The 15,965-nt window shown below is 38.8% G+C and carries 16 protein-coding genes; 12 read left to right on the plus strand and 4 right to left on the minus strand.

Annotated elements, in window-relative coordinates; all coding sequences use genetic code 11:
- The first annotated feature begins 138 nt into the window (after positions 1 to 138).
- The 3 genes from AC4G3N_RS09795 to AC4G3N_RS09805 are packed head-to-tail and all read left to right on the plus strand — an operon-like array spanning position 139 to position 2,967.
- The gene (locus AC4G3N_RS09795; RefSeq protein ID WP_066109560.1) at positions 139 to 1,167 is read left to right on the plus strand and encodes a FecCD family ABC transporter permease; all 1,029 of its coding nucleotides are present in this window, start codon (positions 139 to 141) and stop codon (positions 1,165 to 1,167) included.
- The gene (locus AC4G3N_RS09800) at positions 1,164 to 2,168 is read left to right on the plus strand and encodes a FecCD family ABC transporter permease (protein WP_491090110.1); all 1,005 of its coding nucleotides are present in this window, start codon (positions 1,164 to 1,166) and stop codon (positions 2,166 to 2,168) included. The genes AC4G3N_RS09795 and AC4G3N_RS09800 overlap by 4 nt, the downstream gene beginning before the upstream one ends.
- 16 nt (positions 2,169 to 2,184) lie before the next feature.
- Entirely contained in the window at positions 2,185 to 2,967 is a 783-nt protein-coding gene (locus AC4G3N_RS09805; protein ID WP_491090111.1) for an ABC transporter ATP-binding protein, read from the plus strand.
- Between the two features lie 110 nt (positions 2,968 to 3,077).
- On the opposite strand, the gene AC4G3N_RS09810 is transcribed toward AC4G3N_RS09805, so the two are convergent.
- Complete coding sequence (locus AC4G3N_RS09810) at positions 3,078 to 4,541, minus strand: alpha-amylase (protein WP_491090112.1); 1,464 nt, start codon at positions 4,539 to 4,541, stop codon at positions 3,078 to 3,080.
- A gap of 401 nt (positions 4,542 to 4,942) precedes the next feature.
- Here AC4G3N_RS09810 and purU point away from each other — a divergent pair, with 401 nt between their 5' ends.
- The 6 genes from purU to AC4G3N_RS09840 all read left to right on the plus strand — a co-directional run bounded on the left by purU (position 4,943) and on the right by AC4G3N_RS09840 (position 10,940).
- Complete coding sequence (gene purU / locus AC4G3N_RS09815; RefSeq protein WP_491090113.1) at positions 4,943 to 5,842, plus strand: formyltetrahydrofolate deformylase; 900 nt, start codon at positions 4,943 to 4,945, stop codon at positions 5,840 to 5,842.
- Between the two features lie 48 nt (positions 5,843 to 5,890).
- Complete coding sequence (gene deoR, locus AC4G3N_RS09820) at positions 5,891 to 6,829, plus strand: DNA-binding transcriptional repressor DeoR (protein ID WP_491090115.1); 939 nt, start codon at positions 5,891 to 5,893, stop codon at positions 6,827 to 6,829.
- A 256-nt stretch (positions 6,830 to 7,085) separates the two neighbouring features.
- Positions 7,086 to 8,387 (plus strand): pyrimidine-nucleoside phosphorylase, encoded by a 1,302-nt coding sequence (locus AC4G3N_RS09825; RefSeq protein ID WP_139892051.1) that lies wholly within the window; start codon positions 7,086 to 7,088, stop codon positions 8,385 to 8,387.
- Between the two features lie 30 nt (positions 8,388 to 8,417).
- A complete protein-coding gene (gene deoC / locus AC4G3N_RS09830) occupies positions 8,418 to 9,092 on the plus strand; it encodes a deoxyribose-phosphate aldolase (protein ID WP_066109538.1) in 675 nt (224 codons plus the stop codon).
- A gap of 31 nt (positions 9,093 to 9,123) precedes the next feature.
- Positions 9,124 to 9,522, plus strand: coding sequence for a cytidine deaminase (locus AC4G3N_RS09835; protein ID WP_066109535.1), 399 nt, complete (start codon positions 9,124 to 9,126; stop codon positions 9,520 to 9,522).
- Between the two features lie 233 nt (positions 9,523 to 9,755).
- Positions 9,756 to 10,940, plus strand: coding sequence for a NupC/NupG family nucleoside CNT transporter (locus tag AC4G3N_RS09840; RefSeq protein ID WP_491090116.1), 1,185 nt, complete (start codon positions 9,756 to 9,758; stop codon positions 10,938 to 10,940).
- Positions 10,941 to 11,025: 85 nt separating this feature from the next.
- On the opposite strand, the gene AC4G3N_RS09845 is transcribed toward AC4G3N_RS09840, so the two are convergent.
- Positions 11,026 to 11,694, minus strand: a complete 669-nt coding sequence (locus tag AC4G3N_RS09845; RefSeq protein WP_139892054.1) for a lysoplasmalogenase — start codon at positions 11,692 to 11,694, stop codon at positions 11,026 to 11,028.
- A gap of 149 nt (positions 11,695 to 11,843) precedes the next feature.
- Between AC4G3N_RS09845 and AC4G3N_RS09850 the strand changes: the two genes are divergently transcribed.
- Complete coding sequence (locus AC4G3N_RS09850) at positions 11,844 to 13,049, plus strand: class I SAM-dependent rRNA methyltransferase (protein ID WP_491090117.1); 1,206 nt, start codon at positions 11,844 to 11,846, stop codon at positions 13,047 to 13,049.
- A gap of 39 nt (positions 13,050 to 13,088) precedes the next feature.
- Here AC4G3N_RS09850 and AC4G3N_RS09855 read toward each other — a convergent pair whose 3' ends face one another.
- Positions 13,089 to 13,322 (minus strand): hypothetical protein, encoded by a 234-nt coding sequence (locus AC4G3N_RS09855; RefSeq protein ID WP_066109526.1) that lies wholly within the window; start codon positions 13,320 to 13,322, stop codon positions 13,089 to 13,091.
- Between the two features lie 160 nt (positions 13,323 to 13,482).
- On the opposite strand from AC4G3N_RS09855, the gene AC4G3N_RS09860 reads away from it, so the two are divergent.
- Positions 13,483 to 14,196: a class I SAM-dependent methyltransferase gene (locus AC4G3N_RS09860; protein WP_491090118.1), complete on the plus strand. Its 714-nt coding sequence runs from the start codon at positions 13,483 to 13,485 to the stop codon at positions 14,194 to 14,196.
- Positions 14,197 to 14,337: 141 nt separating this feature from the next.
- The gene (locus AC4G3N_RS09865; RefSeq protein WP_491090119.1) at positions 14,338 to 14,517 is read left to right on the plus strand and encodes a hypothetical protein; all 180 of its coding nucleotides are present in this window, start codon (positions 14,338 to 14,340) and stop codon (positions 14,515 to 14,517) included.
- A gap of 181 nt (positions 14,518 to 14,698) precedes the next feature.
- On the opposite strand, the gene AC4G3N_RS09870 is transcribed toward AC4G3N_RS09865, so the two are convergent.
- Positions 14,699 to 15,964: a dicarboxylate/amino acid:cation symporter gene (locus tag AC4G3N_RS09870; protein ID WP_373925486.1), complete on the minus strand. Its 1,266-nt coding sequence runs from the start codon at positions 15,962 to 15,964 to the stop codon at positions 14,699 to 14,701.
- Position 15,965: the final 1 nt, after the last annotated feature.

A 15,965-nucleotide genomic window follows, 5' to 3' on the forward strand; every position in this document is an offset into this window, starting at 1 on the left:
AAATAAATTCGTTACTATTAATGATAATCATTCTCATTTGAAGGGTCAAAGGAAATTCATACCTATTCATTTTAAGGTAACACTAGAAAGGTGGATTCCTTTGGACTACATATTATAATTTTGAAGGACTGAACGTACGTGCAGAAGAACGAGGATAGAAATATTCCATCTCGCAGGGAACGGATTGGCATTGTTCTCCCGCTGTCTTTTTTACTACTACTAGTTATTTTTATTACTTCATTAATAATTGGAACAAAAATGATAGACCTTTCAACAGTATGGGAGGCTTTGCTCCATAGAAATCCTGATAATGTGACACATCAGATTATTTGGGAAATCAGATTGCCGCGGGCACTGATGGCAGGCCTTGTTGGGGCATACTTAGCCATTTCTGGTGCTGTTATGCAGGCATTGACTAGAAATCCACTTGCTGAACCATCTCTTTTGGGAGTATCCAATGGGGCTGCATTTGCTTTAGTTTTATCATTAACGGTTTTCTCTGGATTATCCATAATGGGTTCTATTAGTGCATCCATGATTGGAGCAGGATTGGCTGTCCTATTGGTATTTTCTTTATCTGCCTTATCCAGAGGAGGGGTAACACCAGTTAAATTGGCTTTGGCGGGTATGGCAACTGGGATGTTTTTAAGTTCTTTGACAACCAGCATGGCTTTATATTTTGATGTCACGAAAAATATTAGCTTCTGGTATGCAGGTGAATTGGCGAATAGTCATTGGGTTGAGGTAAAAATAATTACAGCGGTTGGCTTAATAGGATTGCCTATTTTACTTAGTATTGCACATTCGCTTACGTTATTATCGCTTGGTACGGATGTAACGAAGGGGCTTGGGGTTAACATCAAGCTAGTCCGAGCTTTAGGAATTATCGTTATTTTATTACTGACTGGCAGCTCGGTTGCGGTCTCTGGGACGATTGGTTTTATCGGTCTTGTCATTCCTCATATAACCAGGATGTTGATTGGAACGGACTATAGAAAGTTACTGCCTCTCGCAGCTGTTCTCGGAAGTGCGTTGTTATTGTTGGCCGATGTTGCCTCAAGAGTGATTAATCCCCCATATGAAACTCCGGTTGGTGTTATGACAGCACTTATTGGAGTTCCTTTCTTCCTGTACCTTGTTCGCAGTGAAGGGAGGCAATTGTTTTGAAGAAGATTACTAATTTGCCAAGAGTATGGATTGCTTTGTTCATACTAATTATTGCGGTCAGTTTAATCAGTCTGAATATAGGAAGAGTCAGTATTTCACCAGCAGAGGTGTGGCAGACGATTGTGGGAAATGGAACAGTTAAGCAGGAGCTTGTTTTATTTGAAATCCGGTTGCCTGCTATCTTACTGGCTATTTTGGTAGGAGCAGGAATGGCTGTATCGGGAGCAGTATTGCAAACAGTTACTCAGAATGAATTAGCGGAGCCTGGGATTTTAGGTATTAATGCCGGAGCTGGTCTTGCTGTATTAATTTATATCACTGTATTTCAATCTACGCTTGGCAGTCAGAGCCAGATAGGCACATTTATTATGCCTTTGTTTGCATTTGCCGGTGCCATGCTTACAGCCGTATTGATATTGGCATTATCATGGAAGAAAGGGCTGCACACGATTCGCCTTCTTTTAGTTGGAATCGGTATTAATGCTGGATTTTCAGCTGTCTTAACTGCCATGCAGCTCAGATTGAATCCGCATGATTTCATGAAAGCGATGGTCTGGTTATCCGGAGATCTTTGGGCTACACAGTGGAAATATGTGTGGGCCTTGCTGCCGTGGTTTTTAATCTTAATTCCATTTATTTTATATAAATCACACACACTGAATGTATTAAATCTTGGGAGTCTTGTATCGACAGGACTGGGAATTCGTACAGAAAAAGAGCGCTTAGTTTTAATTGGTGCCGCAGTTGCATTGGCTGGGTTAGGTGTGACAGTTGGCGGGGGGATTGCTTTTCTTGGACTAATAGCACCCCATATTGCAAGGAAGCTTGTTGGTCCTAAACATGGTGCATTTTTACCAGCCTCAGCTATGATTGGAGCCTTTATTTTGCTGTTGGCAGATATGCTGGGTAAAAATATGTTCCGTGTCGATATTCCTTCAGGGGTAATCGTCTCTATTATCAGTGCTCCATATTTTATTTATCTTTTAATGAAATCAAAGTAGAGGAGGGGTAAACCTTTTGGAATTATCAGCTCGGAATTTAAAAATAGGCTACGACGGAAATGTAATTGTTCCTTCACTGAATTTAGATATAAAAAAAGGAGCGATTACAGCCATTATTGGTCCAAATGGCTGTGGAAAATCGACCATTTTGAAGACAATGGCAAGATTACATCCTGCTATGTACGGATCAGTTATTTTAGATGGAAAAGATATTAAGAATACACCTACAAAGGAGATTGCCAGAAAAATGGCCATCCTGCCCCAGTCACCGGAGGCTCCTAACGGTCTATCTGTAACCGACTTGGTCTCTTATGGAAGAACTCCATATCAGGGCGGTTTCTCACGCTTAAATGAACATGACAGAGAAATGGTCGATTGGTCGATTCGTGTTACTGGATTAAGTGATTTTAAAGATCATGCAGTGGACTCCTTATCCGGCGGGCAACGTCAGCGTGCATGGATTGCAATGGCAATTGCCCAGGAGACGGGGTTATTGTTACTGGATGAACCAACCACGTATTTGGATATGGCTCACCAGCTGGAGGTTCTTGAGCTTTTAAAAAAACTGAATCACGAGGATGGCCGAACCATTGTGATGGTGATCCATGATTTGAATCATGCTAGCCGGTTTGCAGATGAATTGGTTGCGATTAAAAAGGGTCAGTTAATTTTACAGGGGAGTTCTAATGAAGTTATGAGTTCGGAAGTATTAAAAGAAGTATTCCAGATTGATGCTTCTATTGTAGAGGATCCCAGAACCGGTAAACCGGCAATCATTTCGTATGATTTAGTGAAATGATGAAAAATATGAGGGGGCTATGAGTGATGAAACACTGCAGTAAACAGTGTTTCATCACTCAAAAGCCCCCTGTTTATATAAATTCTGGATGCTACTCTAGCTTAAGCTTTTTAATCTTCTGGGTCAGGCTTGGTCCACACAGAAACACTGCCACCATTTACAGGGAATGTTGCCCAGCCTTCCTCGTCAATCTTAATCTTATCTGGTCGGTTGCTTGTACAATCAGTCCATATTTCTCCGGCACGTTCAGCTCCTACACACATTCTTTTTTCGCCCTCGTCACCGTTTGAAATAACAACAGCGCAGCCAGAGTTCTCCTTTTCTTCGGTTCCTAATCTTACCCACCCAATGGTATTTGGATGGTCAAAGTAATCGACCTGTTCTCCATAGGCTTTATGGACCCTTGCATAAAGAAGCGGATCAATCAGTTTGTTTTTTCTCCCAACTGGGTTTTCGCCGCCAACTCCATAATAATCCCCGTAAAAAACACACGGGTAACCGTCATGGCGAAGTAAGATGAGTGCATAAGCAGATGGTTTAAACCAATCTTCGATCCATGATTCCAGAGATTCTTCCGGCTGTGAGTCATGGTTGTCTACGAAGGTTACCGCATTTAAAGGATTAGATTCTACTAGAGTATTATGAAAAATGGTTGTAAGGTCAAAATCTCGTCCCATTTGAGAAGCTTGATGTAATTTATAGTGGAGAGGCACATCAAATAAATCAAGTGTATGATCAACTTTTTCTAAATACTCCTGGCATGCCCGTAAATCGGGATTCCAGTATTCTCCCACCATATAAAAGTCATCACCATGAGCTTCTCTCATTTCAATGGCAAATTCTTTAATAAAGGTATAATCAATATGCTTAACGGCATCTAAGCGATACCCCTCACATTTAATGGTTTCAGCGAGCCATCTTCCCCAATTTTTCATTTCATTTCGTACATCTGGAAGGCGATAATCAATATTGGCAAACATTAAATAGTCATAGTTTCCAAACTCTTTATCAACATGTTCATTCCAGCCTTTATTTTCACCGAGAATTTTAAATACACCTGTTCGAATGGTTCCTTCATCATAATCAGTTCCATTGAAATGCTCCATATTCCATTTGAAATCAGAATACGTATTACCGCGCCCGGGAAACGTGAACTTCGTCCAGCCATCGATATCAAATGGTTCCGATATCTCTTGTGTACGGTCATTCTGATCAACTTCTACAACCTTAAATCTCTCTGTTTCATCCGCACCTGCTTTATGGTTCATAACGATGTCTGCATACACACAAATATCATTTTCTTTGCATGCTTCAACTGCTTCTATCAACTCATCCTTCGTACCATATTTCGTGCGTACAGAACCATTTTGATCAAATTCCCCTAAATCATATAAATCATATATACCATAACCTGTATCTTCAGGTGTTTGTCCTTTCGTTGGGGGTGGGATCCAAACAGAATCTATTCCGCAGTTTTTTAATACTGGCGCTAATTCCTTCAACCGTTTCCAATGAGTACCATCAGGTAAAATATGCCACTCAAAAAATTGCATCATTGTATGGTTATGCCCCATTTGTACCACCTCGCATCTCTCTATTAGCAGCTTCAACTAATAAAACAATATTTACCTATTTACCCGCTAAGCATACCTTTAGAAACATGAAATGAAAATATAATTAATAAATCGTATTTATTGCGAGAAATGCGTCTCTTAAGATGGGATAAAAAATAGTCAAAACGTATAAAGAATCAACATTCACACGGTGAATAAGAACGTTGGTGAATAAAATTATAATGCTGGCAAATCAACGATTATAAAGGCTTGATGAGGAAGTGCTACATTTTGCTCTTTTACCGAAACAATTAAATTATTAGTATAAAAATATTTCAGCAGGTAGGATGGAATATTTGTGATAAAATGTAAGGAATGTAAGCGGATAAATACATATCTGTGCAGATCAGGATGGTGAGGGAATGGAAACGATCGCTGAAAAGCATGTAAATCTGTATAAAGAGAGTCAGCGAGATAAAGGGCGCCTGCTAATTAGCTGTCCGGACAAAAAAGGAATTGTGGCAGCAGTATCTGATGTCTTGTTTAAACAAGGCGCTAACATCCTGGAATCAAATCAATATTCAACAGACAGTAATGGCGGTACGTTTTTTATGAGGATCGAATTCGAATGCCCTGATCTGGCTAAAAACGAGAAGAAACTAAAAGAAGAATTTCTTTCAATAGCGAATAAGTTTAAGATGAAGTGGGATATAATTTTTAACTATCACATAAAGAAAACGGCTATATTTGTTTCAAAGGAGCTCCATTGTTTAAGAGAGCTGCTATGGGAGTGGCAATCAGGAGATTTAATGACAGAGATTCCGATCGTAATCAGTAATTATCTGGCTGCTAAAGAGTTGGTAGAATCGCTGCACATCCCTTTTTACTATATACCTGTGTCGAAGGAAACAAAGGAAGATGCGGAGTTAAGGCAGAAGGAGCTGCTCGATAAACATCAAATCGATCTAATCGTGTTAGCGCGCTACATGCAAATTCTTTCGCCAAGCTTTGTTGAAATATATGAGAATAAAATCATTAATATTCATCACTCCTTTCTGCCGGCGTTTATGGGAGCACGACCGTATGAAAGAGCGTTTGCACGAGGGGTTAAATTAATTGGAGCAACCAGTCATTATGTAACAGATGATTTAGATGAAGGGCCCATCATTGAACAGGATATTATGCGGGTTAATCATCAGGATAATATTCAGCAATTGAAGAAAATAGGACAATCCATTGAAAGAAATGTGCTGAGCAAAGCTGTGAAATGGCACTTACAGGACAGGATTATTGTTCAGGGGAATAAGACAATTGTTTTTTAGGTCAATGAAATAAAAGAGTAAAAATTAGTGGAAAACTAGGGGACCAAAATGGAAGCGGATAAAAAAAGTAAAGTGATAGAAGCTGCTAAACTTTATTATTTACTGGATTATACACAGAATGAAATTGCAAAAAAACTCGGTGTTTCAAGGCCTACGGTGTCACGTATGCTGCAAACGGCTAAAAGAGAAGGGATTGTCCAGATTAAAATAGATGATATGGAAGAAAATTTGGAGAATCTTGAGGTTAAACTTGAAGAAAAATATAAGTTAAAAAAGGCAGTAGTAACACCTGTACCACAATATGAGGATCACACTATCAAAACTTCTATCGGATTAAAGGCTGCAGAATATCTTGATACAATTGTTAAGGATGATGACATTATAGGAGTGACATGGGGAACGACTCTCTATCATGTGGCAGTCGAGTTGAAGAAAAAGGCAGTAAATAATGTGAAGATTGTGCAGCTTAAAGGTGGAATCAGCCATTCCGAGACGCATACCTATGTATCAGAAATTCTATATTTATTCGGGAAGGCTTTCCGTACTACTCCATTGCATTTACCTTTACCGGCGATTGTCGACCAGGTAGTTGTTAAACAAGCAATGATGGCAGACAGACATATTAAAGGAATTATTGAAACTGGAAAGGAAGCTAATATTGCATTATTCACATGTGGGCCGGTTAAACCAGAATCTCTGCTCTTTAAACTTGGTTATTTTACGGAAGAAGACTTGGAGATGCTTTATTCTAAGGCTGTGGGTGATATTTGTTCACGCTTTTTCGATTCAAAAGGAAATATATGTAACAACTCATTGAACGAACGTACTTTGGGAATTGACCTTGAGGAGCTGAAGGTAAAAGAATATTCGATATTGGTTGCCGGCGGCACCCAAAAGGTAGATTCCATTCACGCGGCTCTAAAGGGACAATTCGCCAATGTATTAATCACCGATCAATATACGGCAAGGTTTATTTTGGATAAATAAATATATCACCTATATATGAATATGGTTCTAACCTCCTGTTTATCCTAATAGGAGGTTTTTGGTGTTAAAAATTGGATGAAGGGGTCAATAAGGATACGCTCACAAAATGTTTTACATTTGTTCATACTTTAATGTTACTTTTGTTCAATTAATATGGTATAGTTAGTTTTGTAAGTGCTACCAATATTTTCACTTACATGGTTATTCCAAGTAATGGTGGCTATTTTACGATAATTCAAAAATGAGGTGTAAAATCATGAGAATGGTTGACGTTATTGAAAAGAAACGTAACGGTCATGAGTTGAATAAAAGTGAAATCCAGTTTGTTATTGAAGGATTTACGAATGGAAGTATACCCGATTATCAAATGTCAGCATTTGCTATGGCGATTTATTTTCAAGGTATGACTCAAGAAGAAAGAGTTAACCTAACTGAGTTAATGGTTGAATCAGGAGATCAAATTGATCTTTCACAAATAAAGGGCGTAAAAGTAGACAAGCATAGCACTGGTGGTGTTGGTGACACAACTACACTTGTGTTGGCACCTTTAGTAGCAGCACTTGGAGTACCGGTTGCGAAAATGTCCGGACGTGGTCTAGGTCATACAGGCGGAACCATTGATAAGCTGGAAGCTGTTCCAGGATTTCATGTGGAAATTTCAAATGAGGATTTTATTAATCTTGTAAATAAAAATAAAATCGCTGTTATTGGACAAAGCGGTGACTTAACACCAGCTGATAAAAAGCTATACGCATTACGTGATGTAACAGCAACAGTAGATTCTATTCCTCTAATTGCAAGCTCCATCATGAGCAAGAAAATTGCAGCTGGAGCAGATGCTATTGTCCTGGATGTTAAAACAGGCGATGGCGCATTCATGAAAAACCTTGATGATGCAAAAGAATTGGCAAGAGCAATGGTTGATATCGGGAATGGAGTTGGCAGAAATACAAAAGCTATCATTTCAGATATGAGTCAGCCACTTGGATTTGCAGTTGGTAATGCATTGGAAATTAAAGAAGCTATCGACACATTAGTAGGTAAAGGTCCGGCTGATTTACATGAACTATGCTTAACTTTGGGAAGCCATATGGTCATACTAGCTGGTAAAGCTGAAACAACTGAAGAGGCACGTGGCATGCTTGAGGAAGTTATGCATAATGGAAAAGCGCTTGAAGTATTCAAAACATTCCTTGCTTCACAGGGCGGGGATGCATCTGTGATAGATGATCCATCCAAACTTCCAACGGCTAAATACCTTATTGAAGTCCCTGCAAAATCTTCTGGATATGTTGCTGGTATTCAGGCGGAGGAAATTGGTGTTGCTGCCATGATGCTTGGAGCAGGCCGTGCTACGAAAGAATCTGTAATTGACTTGGCTGTTGGAATTGTTTTGAATAAAAAAGTTGGCGATGAAGTTGCGGAAGGCGAATCACTTGTAACTGTACATTCCAACTCAGAAGAAATTGCCAATGTATTGGAAAAAATTTATGGAGCATACAACATCAGTACTGAAAAAGTACAGGCTCCAACATTAATTTACACAGAAATTCATTAATATAAGCTTTTGGAAGGCAGGAATTAAGACATGACTACAAAATTAACATCTTTAATCGACCATACGTTATTAAAAGCGGATGCAAGAGAAGAACAAGTAACGACAATTGTTGAAGAGGCAAAGGAATATAAATTTGCATCTGTATGTGTGAATCCAACATGGGTAAAAAAATGTGCAGAAATGCTAAAAGATACACCGGAAGTAAAAGTATGTACAGTAATTGGTTTCCCTTTAGGAGCGAATACTCCTGAAGTAAAAGCATTTGAAACGACTAATGCAATCGAAAATGGTGCAGACGAAGTTGATATGGTAATCAATATCGGTGCTATGAAGGATGGCCGTTATGATGAGGTTGAGGCTGATATTAAAGCTGTAGTTGATGCAGCAAAAGGTAAAGCATTAGTAAAAGTGATCATCGAAACATGCCTATTAACAAAAGAAGAAATTGAGAAAGCATGTCAGCTGGCTGTTTCTGCTGGTACAGACTTTGTTAAAACATCAACTGGATTCTCTACAGGCGGCGCAACAGTGGAAGACATCGCTCTAATGAGAAAAACAGTTGGAGCAGAAATCGGAGTTAAAGCTTCCGGCGGCGTTAGAAGTCTTGAGGATGCTAAAGCGATGACAGAAGCTGGTGCTACACGTATTGGTGCAAGCTCTGGAGTTTCTATTGCAAAAGGCGAAACAGCAAATTCAGACTATTAATTAATTGAAGAAGTATGTGGGAGGCCCCCTAATGGATAAAAACAGTTTAATTCAAGAAGCAATCGAAGCACGTAAACAGGCATATACACCTTATTCTAAATTTAAGGTGGGAGCAGCTGTCTTAACTACAAGTGGACATGTTTTCCGTGGATGTAATATCGAAAATGCATCATACGGCCTGACAAATTGCGCTGAACGCACAGCCATATTTAAAGCTGTTTCAGAAGGTGAACCAAAAGTAGAGGCAATTGCTATTGTTGCCGATACGGAAGGTCCGGTTTCACCATGTGGAGCTTGCCGACAAGTAATAGCTGAGTTTAGTGATAACAATACAAAAGTCTATCTATCCAACTTGAAGGGTGATCTGTTGGAAACTTCAATTGCAGAATTACTGCCAGGATTTTTTAAATCGACGGACATGGGGAAATAAAGTGAAACTAATGCCTCGGTGGGGGACTTTAAACCCGCGCCGACCAATAGTTGAGCTATTCGAATTCACTGGCGCTTAGCGGCAGCTTGAACGGGATAATTTAAGTCATTAACCAAGAGCAGTTTTCGGCTCCAATCTCTAAACAGGTAGTATTGGAGCCGGATTCTGTAATGAAGAATGGGTTTTTAGTTAAGGTGTACGTAAAACAATCTAAACATCTTAGTGGAGGAATTATGAAATATTTAATTTCAATCATCGGGTTACTTGCAGTGGTAGGGTTGGCTTTGTTAGTGAGTTCAAACAGGAAACAAATCAAGTATAAATATATTGGGTTAATGGTTGTTATTCAAATTGCGTTAGCAGCTTTATTATTAAATACTAAATTCGGCTTTGTTTTAATCCAAGGGATTGCCACAGTATTTGGATATTTACTGGAATTTGCAGAAGCAGGGATATCATTTGTGTTTGGCGGAATGGCAAATGAAGGAGAAGCACCATTTTTCCTTACAGTATTACTGCCAATTGTTTTTATATCCGTATTAATCGGAATATTGCAGCACTTTAAAATACTTCCTTTTATTATGAAGGGAATTGGCCTTCTGTTAAGTAAAGTGAACGGAATGGGTAAACTTGAATCATACAATGCAGTTGCCTCAGCTATGGTCGGACAATCAGAGGTATTCATAACGGTGAAAAAACAATTGGGGCAATTACCGCCTCACCGTTTATATACTTTATGTGCATCGGCTATGTCTACAGTTTCAATGTCGATTGTCGGCGCATATATGACAATGATCGATCCTAAATATGTCGTAACCGCTTTAGTGGTCAATCTATTTGGTGGATTTATTATTGCTTCACTGATCAATCCTTATGAAGTTGATGATAAAGAAGATATTCTCGTTGTAGCAGAAGAGGAAGAAAAACAAACCTTTTTCGAGATGATTGGTGAATATATCATGGATGGCTTTAAAGTCGCAGTTACCGTAGGAGCCATGCTAATTGGTTTCGTGGCGTTAATGGCGTGTATAGATGCCTTGTTTGATATGACTATTGGTGTATCCTTCCAACAAATACTTGGATATATCTTTGCACCATTTGCCTTCATAATGGGTGTACCATGGTCGGAAGCAGTATCCGCAGGTGGAATTATGGCTACTAAACTAGTAACTAATGAGTTTGTTGCGATGATTAGCCTGACAGAAATAGCAGATACATTTAGTGAACGTACACTGGGAATTATCTCTGTATTCCTTGTTTCCTTTGCAAACTTCTCCTCAATCGGAATTATATCCGGTGCAGTGAAAGGTCTACATGAAAAGCAAGGAAATGTGGTAGCGCGTTTTGGCTTAAAATTACTCTTTGGAGCTACGCTTGTAAGTGTATTATCCGGTATTATTGTAGGCTTGGTTCTCTAGTTATATAAATATAAATTAGAAAAAAGCAGATTCGTGCGAATCTGCTTTTTTTAATAGGTTTGAAAGTTACAGTATTGCGCAGAAATTATCCCCTTAACGGCTTTATACGTAAAGGAGTGGTCAGACCAGATGTCTTGCTAATACTGGAGGCTATTGTGTATTGAGCAGCATAATAAGTTGACATGATTAAAAAATGCGAGTATGGAACATCAGATATAAACATATTCCATGATAATATAGTGTCAGAAATGACGAAGAGCAAGCTGCCGATTATCGCATATAAATTCCCCGTCATGAAGGCTGCCCATGCCATAAAAGAAATAGCGCCAATATAGATAACAACAGGAATAATTAATCCATCATTTCCCGTCTCTTGAAGGGCATTTATAAGTTTATTGCCTATGATCAGGTCAAATGCAAGGAGCGGAAAAATGGATAAAAGGCGAATTTTAGAGAAATTCCATCTCCTTAGAAAGCCTGCGATATAAATGATATGTCCGATCAGAAAGAAGCTTAGCCCAATTATAAACCAGTGAAGCAGCCCATCACCGAGCATACAAAAAAACAGTCCGGTAAGGATGAGTCCTTTATTTTTGTGTCCTTCAGCAGGTTTTTGAAGATAGGCAAAGTAGATAATTAACCACATTGGAATGAGCTTGAATAGCAATTTGATTCCAAACGGCTCAGCTGGAATGAAAAAAATATAGATAATACTCATTACTAAAATGAGAAGAGTAAGTAATTTAACCTTCATGTAATTCCCTCCTTCCTGTGAATGTAACATAAAGTATTTGATGGAGATAGCGGAAAATCCTTCATTTTACTTAGTATTAGTTTTGAGAGGAAGGCAGTTTTCGATATACTGTAAGTAGAAAAGATTAAAAGAGAGTATGTGAAATATATATGAGTTCAAATAATAAGGAAATAATTTGTGAAGTAAAACCAAGAGATAGCAAAAAATTAAGAAATGGATTTCCGCTTATTTTAAAGGAGGCTATTGTGTCTCCTCAAAAACTGCAGGAGGAAGGTCAAATTCTTAAGCTTGTTGATGATTCAGGTCGCTTTATTGCCAAAGGATATTTTGGAAAGCAGAATAAAGGATATGGCTGGGTATTAACAAGACAGGAAAATGAATCTATTAACCAAGCGTTCTTTGATGAAAAAATTCGAAAGGCTTTGGATAAGCGAGTGCACTATTTCCAACAAGAAGATACAACAGCTTTCCGTGTGTTCAATAGTGAGGGTGACGGAATTGGCGGTCTCATTATTGATTTTTATGATGGATATTTTGTCATTCAATGGTATAGCCAAGGGATCTACTCATTTAAAAGATATGTTTTAGAGTCTTTACGCAGATTAACAGATTTTAAAGGAATCTATGAAAAAAAACGTTTCGATACAAAAGGAAAATACATTGAAGATGATGATTTTGTTGAAGGGCAAGAAGGTGAGTTTCCAATCATCGTAAAGGAAAATGGCGTGCATTTTGCAGTCAATCTGAATGATGGTGCTATGGTAGGTGTTTTCTTAGATCAGCGTGATGTACGCAAAACAATCCGGGACCACTATGCTAAAGGAAAGACAGTTGTAAATATGTTTTCTTATACGGGAGCATTTTCTGTGTTTGCGTCATTAGGTGGAGCGAAAAAGACGACCAGTGTGGATCTTGCCAATAGAAGCCGGGCGAAAACGATTGAACAGTTCAGTGTAAATGGAATTGATTATGAAGCACAGGATATCATCGTAGAGGATGTATTTAAGTATTTTAAATATGCACGCAGAAAAGAGCTAAAGTTTGATATGGTTATTCTCGACCCGCCAAGCTTTGCAAAGTCCAAGAAATTCACCTTCAGTGCAGCAAAGGATTATACAAATCTGCTGAAGGAATCAATCGCAATCACTGAAAAAGGTGGTCTGATTGTTGCTTCAACAAATTGCAGCCTGTTTGGAATGGATAAATTCAAATCTTTTATCGACAGTGCATGTAAGGAAATGCATCAGAAATATAAAATTGTTGAAGAATTTTCATTACCGGATGATTTTAGAACGATCAATGAATACCCAGAAGGTAATTACTTAAAAGTAGTGTTTATCCAATTAGCAAGATAATAAAAATGGCCTCGTAATGAATATACGAGGCCTTCTTTTTTAGAAAAATAAAGCTCCTAGAGCAAAGCCGGTAATAAGGCCAAGTCCAACCGGATAGCCCCAGCCTCCTCCGCCCCAGCCCCAATAGCCATAGCCATTCTGTCCGCCATGTGGCTTAATCCATACATGGCTTCTAGTGACTCTTGTGATTGTCCCGGCATGAACACGATTATGACGGTCAGTTATGCGCACATTTCGACCAATATGTTTATTGCATAGGTTGTAATAGTTCATTTACCTGATGCCCCTTTCAAATAATGTCTTCTTTGTATTGTATTGATAGATGGACAACTTGACTGTTTGTTTACCTAAAATTCCAATAAAAAATCCAATGCTAAGCCAAGAACCAAAAAAAAGAAGAGGCATACAATGTGTAAAACACTGACAGAGGTGGATGATGACCACATTTACGTATATGGATTTATTATCTAAGCTTGGAATTGGAGGAGCTCATCCGGGAGGGCTAAGGGCAACAGAAATTATGCTGAAGGATGAGCCTATTAATCAAGACACCGTCATTCTTGATGCGGGCTGTGGTACGGGACAAACCAGTGCTTATTTATATAATACCTATCATGCAAACATTATAGCGCTCGATGCCCACCCACTCATGATTCAGAAAGCAAAGAACAGGTTTTTGCAATTGCAATTACCTATACAGACAGTAGAAGCCTCGTTGGAAGCTATTCCAATGAAGAATCAATCCACTCATTATGTTCTGGCTGAATCCGTTCTATCCTTTGTTGAAATAGAGCCTGTTCTTAGAGAAATGCTAAGAGTATTAAAGCCTGGTGGTGTTTTGTATGCCATTGAACTGACCATGCAAGGACCGCTTTCTGAAATAGAACAAAAACAGATTGGACAGTTTTATGGATTTCAACAGATGTGGAACGAAGATAGATGGAGAGACGCTATGAAAAAGGCCGGGTTTGCGGACGTGCAAATTAGAACGTTGCCATCCTTTTATGATGATCATGAGCCTTTGACAGAGTTTCATCCATCAGAGGAGGTTCCTGAAGCAATATTTGATTTAATGGAACAGCATGAAACGTTTGTGCTTCAATATCGTGAAGCAATGGGCTATCGGATAATTCGTGCGCAAAAATAATGTTATAGAAGCACCTGATTTTATAAGCAGGTTGTTTCATAGAAGAAACCCCTTCGTGTGAAGGGGTTTCTTCTATGTCATATGATCTTCAAAGCAAGAAGTACTCTGGATTAGGTTAGATTACGTTAAGGAATTATGAACATGGAAGTGCTAAACTTTTCCTGTTTAATTCTGATCCTTAAAGAACTAGATACGGACATAGCTTTCACGATTAAAGATGGTATGGCTTCTCGAAGTGATAGTAAGCTCGAAATTCCACGAAGAGGTATTTACCCTGGAACAACACTGGATATCTTTGAAAAACTATTAATTTATGAATGATAAATAATTGGAGCATTAAAGATTACCGGATTTTGTTGACCGTGGAAACGTGACTCGGAGAATTTGCACGCCCAGCATCTTGTGCACTATTTTAAAGAGTGGGATTTTTGATGATAGAAAAAACAGCAGATAAACTTCTTTCACATAGGAAGTTTGTCTGCTGTTTTTTAATTCATTGAAGTTATGCTTTAGCTGTTTTACTAAGTGAGTTTTGCAGCCAGTTTTTACCCTCAACCAGACGAGCTACGAGCATTGCACATACTGTGTTTCCAGTTGAGTTCAATAAGGTTGCAGGAATATCAATAATTGTGCTGATTACAGCGATAATTGGCAGCACCTCTGGTGAGAAACCAAATACAGAAAGAATGAGCATTTCTCCTATCATACCGCCGCCAGGTATAGCTCCCATGACAGCTCCGACAAGGAAGGAAACAGCAAGAATACTTAAAATGCTTGATACACTTGTCATGTCTTTGCCGAAGAGGCTGAATAGAAAGACAATCTTCAAAACTCCTCCAAAGACAGATCCATCTTTATGTGTATTGGCACCAAGAGGGATGACAGTCTCAGCAATATCGTCTGGAACTCCGATTCTTTTAGTAGCTTCCAGGTTGATAGGTATACAAGCAGCACTTGAGCATGTTGCTATAGCAGTTACGGATGGAGGAAGGGCATTCTTCCAAAATACATTGATACCATTTTTGCCTGCTGCTATATAAGCATATAAAGTAAAGAAACCAAAGAAGTAGATGATACTTAAAATCATATACAGAGCAAATGAACGGGCATATCCTTCAAGAATTTGCGGCCCAAGCTCCCCAATAATTGTGGCAAAATAACAGCCTAATCCGATAGGGGCATAGTACATGATAATTTTGACAACCTTCATTAATACTTCAGTTGCTGAGCTCATCAATTGTGCAACAGGCCGACCTTTTTCCCCAGCCATAGCTGTAGCCAATCCAACTAATACGGAAAATACGATTAATTGTAATATATGATTTTTGGATAAGAGCTCTGAGAAATCACTTACTGTAAAAGTGTTAACTAACTGGCCCAGGAAAGAAATTTCTTCTGTTTCAACCACTTCAGTGTTTGACATTAATTCTTTAATGGATGATACATCGGAATCCCCAATTGGATTCATAAAAGTTGTACCGATAAAGCCGAGTACCGCCGCAATAAGAGCGGTTGTGAAGAACACGATGACAATACTGCCCATGATTTTTCCGAGACGCTTCATTTCACTCATATTTGCAATAGCGGAAGTGATACTGAAAAATACAAGCGGAACGATAATCATGAATAATAAGTTCAGAAATAAATCCCCGAATGGCTTAATAACTGCTATATCGGGACCGATCAGATAACCGGCTACCCCACCAATCGCGATCGCCAGCAGTAAGATGATGGAACCTTTATAATTTAAAAAGATTTGTTTCACTATT

It is taken from the genome of Bacillus sp. z50, from assembly GCF_058313585.1.

What these genes read in the sequence shown, in the direction of transcription:
- AC4G3N_RS09810 (WP_491090112.1), bottom strand. Translation starts at nt 4,541, where the DNA reads ATGGGGCATAACCATACAATGATGCAATTTTTTGAGTGGCATATTTTA.
- purU (WP_491090113.1), top strand. Translation starts at nt 4,943, where the DNA reads ATGGAAACGATCGCTGAAAAGCATGTAAATCTGTATAAAGAGAGTCAG.
- deoR (WP_491090115.1), top strand. Translation starts at nt 5,891, where the DNA reads ATGGAAGCGGATAAAAAAAGTAAAGTGATAGAAGCTGCTAAACTTTAT.
- AC4G3N_RS09825 (WP_139892051.1), top strand. Translation starts at nt 7,086, where the DNA reads ATGAGAATGGTTGACGTTATTGAAAAGAAACGTAACGGTCATGAGTTG.
- deoC (WP_066109538.1), top strand. Translation starts at nt 8,418, where the DNA reads ATGACTACAAAATTAACATCTTTAATCGACCATACGTTATTAAAAGCG.
- AC4G3N_RS09835 (WP_066109535.1), top strand. Translation starts at nt 9,124, where the DNA reads ATGGATAAAAACAGTTTAATTCAAGAAGCAATCGAAGCACGTAAACAG.
- AC4G3N_RS09840 (WP_491090116.1), top strand. Translation starts at nt 9,756, where the DNA reads ATGAAATATTTAATTTCAATCATCGGGTTACTTGCAGTGGTAGGGTTG.
- AC4G3N_RS09845 (WP_139892054.1), bottom strand. Translation starts at nt 11,694, where the DNA reads ATGAAGGTTAAATTACTTACTCTTCTCATTTTAGTAATGAGTATTATC.
- AC4G3N_RS09850 (WP_491090117.1), top strand. Translation starts at nt 11,844, where the DNA reads ATGAGTTCAAATAATAAGGAAATAATTTGTGAAGTAAAACCAAGAGAT.
- AC4G3N_RS09855 (WP_066109526.1), bottom strand. Translation starts at nt 13,322, where the DNA reads ATGAACTATTACAACCTATGCAATAAACATATTGGTCGAAATGTGCGC.
- AC4G3N_RS09860 (WP_491090118.1), top strand. Translation starts at nt 13,483, where the DNA reads ATGATGACCACATTTACGTATATGGATTTATTATCTAAGCTTGGAATT.
- AC4G3N_RS09865 (WP_491090119.1), top strand. Translation starts at nt 14,338, where the DNA reads ATGGAAGTGCTAAACTTTTCCTGTTTAATTCTGATCCTTAAAGAACTA.